The organism is Devosia sp. (assembly GCF_041917035.1).
Classification (GTDB): domain Bacteria; phylum Pseudomonadota; class Alphaproteobacteria; order Rhizobiales; family Devosiaceae; genus Devosia_A.
In genome coordinates this window covers 1-5,940 of record NZ_JAYRYM010000231.1, presented here as the reverse complement: position 1 = coordinate 5,940, position 5,940 = coordinate 1, and the positions used below count along the sequence as shown (strand labels likewise).

General features: G+C 67.1%; 6 protein-coding genes. All 6 read right to left on the bottom strand.

What is annotated here, in order from left to right:
* Positions 1-310, bottom strand: a 310-nt coding sequence (locus ACE3TU_RS18025) for an ATP-binding cassette domain-containing protein (RefSeq protein ID WP_374626717.1), incomplete at its 3' end; no start/stop codon positions are given.
* 1 nt (position 311) lies between these two features.
* Positions 312-1,226: an ABC transporter permease gene (locus ACE3TU_RS18020; RefSeq protein ID WP_374626716.1), complete on the bottom strand. Its 915-nt coding sequence runs from the start codon at positions 1,224-1,226 to the stop codon at positions 312-314.
* A complete protein-coding gene (locus ACE3TU_RS18015) occupies positions 1,226-2,149 on the bottom strand; it encodes an ABC transporter permease (protein WP_374626714.1) in 924 nt (307 codons plus the stop codon). The genes ACE3TU_RS18020 and ACE3TU_RS18015 overlap by 1 nt, the downstream gene beginning before the upstream one ends.
* 105 nt (positions 2,150-2,254) lie before the next feature.
* Positions 2,255-3,865, bottom strand: coding sequence for a peptide ABC transporter substrate-binding protein (locus ACE3TU_RS18010; protein WP_374626719.1), 1,611 nt, complete (start codon positions 3,863-3,865; stop codon positions 2,255-2,257).
* A gap of 183 nt (positions 3,866-4,048) precedes the next feature.
* Positions 4,049-5,332, bottom strand: coding sequence for an acetyl-CoA C-acetyltransferase (locus ACE3TU_RS18005; RefSeq protein WP_374626712.1), 1,284 nt, complete (start codon positions 5,330-5,332; stop codon positions 4,049-4,051).
* Positions 5,332-5,940: 3-hydroxyacyl-CoA dehydrogenase family protein (locus tag ACE3TU_RS18000; protein ID WP_374626710.1), on the bottom strand; the 609-nt coding region annotated here is incomplete at its 5' end. The genes ACE3TU_RS18005 and ACE3TU_RS18000, both read right to left, overlap by 1 nt.

Here is a 5,940-nt window from a genome sequence, read left to right as displayed (position 1 = left end):
GGTTGAGCGAGGTCATCGGATCCTGGAAGATCATCGCGATGTCCTTGCCGCGATAGGCGTCGAGCTTCTCGCCCGGCAGCCCGATGAGGTCGACCTCGCCCAGCATGGCCCGACCGCTGGCGCGGCCGTTGCGCGCCAGAAGGCCCATGATGGCGAGGAAGGCCTGGCTCTTGCCCGAGCCGCTCTCGCCCACCACCGCCATGGTTTCCCCCGCCGCCAGGCGGAAGCTGAGGTCCGATACGGCCTTCACCTCCGACTTGTGCAGCGCGAAGGTCACGTCGAGATCGTCGACAACGAGGACATCGGTCATGCTAGCGGTCCTTCGGATCGAGGGCGTCGCGCAGCCCGTCGCCGACATAGGAGAGGCACACCAGCATCAGCACGAGGATGAAGGCCGGCGTGTAGAGCATCCACGGCAGCGCCTCGGCGACCGGCGCGCCGAACGAGATCAGCGTGCCCAGCGAGGTCTGCGGCTCCTGCACGCCGAGGCCCAGGTAGCTGAGGAAGCTCTCGGTGATGATGATCTCGGGAATGGTCAGCGTCGCGTAGATCACCACCGGCCCGGTGAGGTTGGGCAGGATGTGCCGGAAGATGATGGCGAAGGGCCCGGCGCCGCCGGCCTTGGCCGCCTCGATGAACTCGCGCTGCTTGAGGGTCAGCGTCTGGCCGCGCACGATGCGGGCCATGGTCAGCCACTCGAGAAAGCCGATCCCGACGAACAGCAGGACCGGCGAGCGCCCGAAGATCACCACGAGGATGATCACGAACAGGATGTACGGCAGGGCGTACATGATGTCGACGAAGCGCATCATCAGCGCATCGACCCGGCCGCCGAAATAGCCGGCGATCGCACCGTAGACGACGCCGATCACCACCGACACGGCGGTCGCCACGGCCGCCACGACCAGTGACATCTGCGTGCCCTGCAGGGTGCGGGCCAGCATGTCGCGGCCGTTCTGGTCGGTGCCGAAATAGTGCCCCTTGGCCCAGTCCGGCGGCTTGCGGATGCCGGACCAGTCGATCTTGTCGTAGCTCCAGGGCAGCAGGTAGGGCCCGAGGAACGCGAACAGCACGATCGCGATGAGGATGAAGATCGAGACCAGCGCCGCCTTGTTGTTGATGAGGCGCCGCAGCGCGTCCTGGGTCAGCGAGCGGCCCTTGGGCGCGTTGGCCAGGGCGTCGGCGTAGGCCGACAGGACGGCGTCCTTTCCGGTGATGCCGGCCATCAGCGATACCTCACCTTGGGGTCGAGCCAGGCATAGACGACGTCGACGATCAGGTTGAGCGCGAGGATGATGAAGACGTACAGGATGGTCGTTCCGAGCACGAGGCCGTAGTCGCGGTTCAGCGCCGCCGTGATGAAGTACTTGCCGATCCCCGGCAGGGCGAACACCTGTTCCACCACCAGCGAGCCGGTCAGCAGGTAGCTCAGGCCGGGACCGAGGTAGGAGACCACCGGGATCAGCGCCGGCTTGATGGCGTGCCGGGCGAGGATCAGCCGGGTGCCGAGTCCCTTGGAGCGCGCCGTGCGGACATAGTTGGTGCCCAGCACCTCGATCATCGACCCGCGGGTGAGACGGGCGACGCGCGCGCCGTGCGGCATCGACAGGATCAGCACGGGCATGACCAGGTTGAGGATCGCCCCGGGCTGGTAGCCACCCACCGGCAGCCACCGCAGGTAGACGCCGAACAGCAGCTGCGCGAGATTGGCCATCAGGAAGTTGGGGATCACCAGCGGGATCAGCACCACGAAGACCAGCAGGTAGTCGGGCCACTTGTTCTGGTAGAACGCAGCGAGTGCCCCGGCGATCAGGCCGGCGGCCGTGCCGATCGCGAAGGCGGTGAAGCCCAGCATCAGGGTGAAGGGCAGCCCGATGCCGATCAGCCGGGCCACCGAGAAGTCGCGCATCACCATCGAGGGACCGAAGTCGCCGCGCAGCACGCCGAGGATATAGTCGACGAACTGCAGCGGCAGCGGCTTGTCGAGATTGTAGTACTCGCGCAGGTTGCGCAGCACGTCGGGCGGCAGCGCCCGCTCGCCGTCGAACGGCCCGCCGGGGGCCAGCCGCAGGATGAAGAAGCAGACCGCGATCGTGATGAACACGATCGGGATGGCCGAAAGCACCCGCCTCAGCGCATATCCGAGCATTTGTCGTGGACCCTTCCCGCCAGCCGGGCGGGATCAGCACTGCTGGTGGACAGCAGCAGGATGTGGCCGCGAAGCGCGGGGCTTCGCGGCCACGGCGGTCGGAGCTTACTCCGACTTCGTCATCCAGCGGACACGGTTGATGTCCTTGGCGTTGTCGTTGAAGCCCGTGATCTTGGGCGACACCACGTTCTTGGACACGTACCAGTAGATCGGGATCACCGCGAACTCGTCCATGGCGAGCTTTTCGGCGTCGTGCAGCAGTCCGGCGCGCTTGCCGAGGTCGAGTTCCTTGGCGGCGGCATCCATCAGCTCGTCGAACTTGGCGTTCGAGTAGCGGCCGTAGTTGTTGCCCCAGTTCATCGTGCCGTCGGCCTGCTTGATGCCGGTGCGCAGCAGGTCGAGCGTATTGCTGGCGTCCGAGTAGTCCAGCAGCCAGCCGGCGCGGCCGACCTGGAAGTCGCCGGCGTTGAGCGCGTCGTAGTGGACCGCGGTCTCGGCGTTGAACAGCTCGACTTCGACGCCGATCTGCTTCCACATGTCCGAGATCGCCACCGCGATGCGCTGGTGGTTCTCGTTGGTGTTGTAGCGCAGCTGCATCTTCAGCGGGCTCTCGGGCGTGAAGCCGGCGTCCGCCATCAGCTTCTTGGCCTCTTCGACCCGCTGGTCATAGGGGACCGAAGCCCATTCCGGCATGTACTGCTCGCCCTCGTAGTTCGAGGTTCCCGGCGGCACCCAGCCATAGGCCGGCAGTTCGCCGGTGCCGAGCACGTCCGGTCCGATCACGTCGCGCAGCACCGAGATCGACAGCGCCTTGCGGACGTTGACATTGTCCAGCGGCGCCTTGCTCTGGTTCATCACGTAGTAGTAGACGCCCAGGAACGGCGCGACATGCGCCTGGCCGGGGTAGTTGTCCTGCAGGAACTTGTACTGGTCGGCCGGGAAGTCGGTCAGGATGTCCAGTTCGCCGGCGCGGTAGCGGTTGAGCGCCGCCGTCAGGTCCTCGGTGTTGTCCCAGCGGATCTCGTCGATCTTGAGGGCGTCCTTGCCATAGTAGGTCTCGGACTTGACGCCGCGCAGGTAGGAGCCCGGCACCCATTCCACGATGCTGTACGGGCCATTGCCGACGATGTTGCCCGGCTGCGTCCACTGGTCGCCGAACTTCTCGATGATGTCCTTGCGGATCGGGAAGGCGGTATAGTGGGTCAGCGCCTGCAGGAAGAACGGGGTCGGCGCCTCGAGGGTGATCTCGAGCGTCTTGTCGTCGATCGCCTTGACGCCCAGTTCGCTGAAGTCGGTGATCTCGCCGGCCGCGATCTTGGACGAATTCTTGATCGGGAACTGCAGGTAGGCGTATTCGGCGGCGGTCTTGGGGTCGAACAGGCGCTGGAAGGCGTCGACGAAGTTCTGCGCGGTCACCGGAACGCCGTCGGACCACACCGCATCGGCGCGCAGCTTGAAGGTGTAGACGGTGCCATCGTCCGAGATCGTCCACGATTCCGCCTGGCCCGGGATCGCGTCGGCATTGATGTCTTCCGCCATCAGGCCTTCGAGGTACTCGCCGACGATGCGGTTTTCCCAGTCGCCGGCCACCTTGTGCGGATCGAGCGAGCCGGGCTCGCCGCCATTGCCAAGGTTCAGCGTCACGGCCAGCGCCGTGCTCGACATAAGCGCGGCAAGCGCGCCGGCGGCAGCTGCCACCTTGAGGACCTGTGTTATTTTCATTGTTGTCCCATCTCCATGAAAGACGTTTCCTGACGAGGCCGGACTTGAGTATGCCGTGCCCGATTATTGCCCGACTGGTCGTTTTGGTCGGATTGGGTACGGACCCTAGGGCAACACGTTTTGCGTGACAAGCGGAAGCTTGACGTAAGCGTCAAGGATCGGGGGATTGGCGCGCGGTCACCCGGCCCGCTCGACCAGCGCCGCCACCCCCATGCCGCCGGCGGTGCAGACCGAGATCAGCGCCCGCTGCTTGTCTTGGCTCCCGAGCAGCTTGGCGGTGAGGCCCAGGATGCGCGCGCCGGTGGCCGCGAACGGATGGCCATAGGCAAGACTCGAGCCCTTGACGTTGATCCGGTCGGCGTCGATCTCCCCCAGCGGGGCGTCCCGCCCGAGCACGTCCCGGCTGTAGGCGGGGTCCTTCCACGCCTTCAGCGTCGACAGCACCTGCGCCGCGAACGCCTCGTGGATCTCGAACAGGTCGATGTCGGCAAAGCCGAGGTTGGCGCGGCGCAGCAGTTCGGAGACCGCGATGGTCGGGGCCATCAGCAGGCCGTCGCCCCCGGCGAAGTCGTTGGCCGCGACCTGCCCCATGCGCAGGTAGGCGAGCACCGGCAGTCCCCGCGCGCGCGCCCAGTCCTCGCTGGCCAGCAGCACCGCGGCCGCTCCGTCGGTCAGCGGCGTCGAGTTGGCCGCCGTCAGCGTTCCCTTCCCCGAGGCCTTGTCGAAGGCCGGCTTCATCGTCGCCATCTTCTCGAGGCTGGTATCGGGCCGCACGTTGTTGTCGCGCAGCACGCCGGCGAACGGCACCACCAGGTCGTCGTGGAAGCCCTCGTCATAGGCCCGCGCGGCGCTCTGGTGGCTCTTCAGCGCCAGCCGGTCCTGGTCTTCGCGGGCAATCTCCCACTCGCGCGCCATCAGTTCGCAGTGCTGGCCCATCGACAGGCCGGTGCGGGGCTCCGAGGTCGAGGGCGCCAGCGGCTTGAGCTCGCCCAGCGAGACGCCCTTGAAGGCCTTGAGCCTTTCGCCGGTCGTCCGTGCCCGGCTCAGGTCGATCATGCGGTGCTGCAGCTTTTCGCCCAGCACCACCGGGCTGTCCGACACGCTGTCGCTGCCGGCCGCGATGCCGCTGTCGATCTCGCCCGTCGCGATCTTGGCGCCCAGCATCAGGGCGGCCTGCAGGCTCGTGCCGCAGGCGATCTGCAGGTTGCTGCCGGGGGTGCGCGGCGACAGGCCGGCATCGAGCGCGGCCTCGCGCGCCAGGTTGAAGTCGCGGCTGTGGTTGAGCACCGCTCCCGCCACCACCTCGCCGACCGGCTGTCCCCTCAGGCCGAACCTGTCGGCGAGCCCGCCCAGGGCAGCGCCCAGCATCTCGAGATTGCCGACCTCGGCATAGCCCGTATAGGCCCGCTGGAACGGGATGCGGGCGGACCCGACAATGGCGACCTTGCGCATCTCGGCCATCAGGCTCTCCCGTCCGCTCGTGCCTTCATCGGGCCGCCGAGGAACGGCGCGAACCCGGTGCCGAGGATCACCCCGATATCGGCGAGGTCGGCACTCGCCACCACGCCCTCCTCGACGGCGACCCGCGTCGCCTCGACCATCGGCTGCACCAGCTCGCGGCCGAGCCCGGCGAGGTCCGGGTGCGCTGGAGCTTCCGCCTTCACGGCCTTGCCGCCCTGCCACGCGTAAAAGCCCTGCCCGGTCTTCCGTCCGAGCTTGTTCTCGGCGATCAGGCGGGCGAACTGGCTGTTCTCGGGCACCGCGCTGCCCAGTTCCGCCGCCACCGACTTGCCCACGTCGAGCCCCACCGTGTCCATCAGTTCGATCGGCCCCATCGGCATGCCGAAGGCCACCGCCGCCGCGTCGATCTGCTCCTTGCTGGCCCCCGCCTCGACCCGCTGCACCGCTCCCAGCATGTACGGCATCAGCACGCGGTTGACGAGAAAACCCGGCGCCGACTTGACCACCACCGGCGACTTGCCGATGGCGAGGGCAAAGCTCGCGCCCCGCGAGATGTCGAGGTCGGTGTTGAATTTCGATCGCACCACCTCGACCAGCGGCAACTGCGC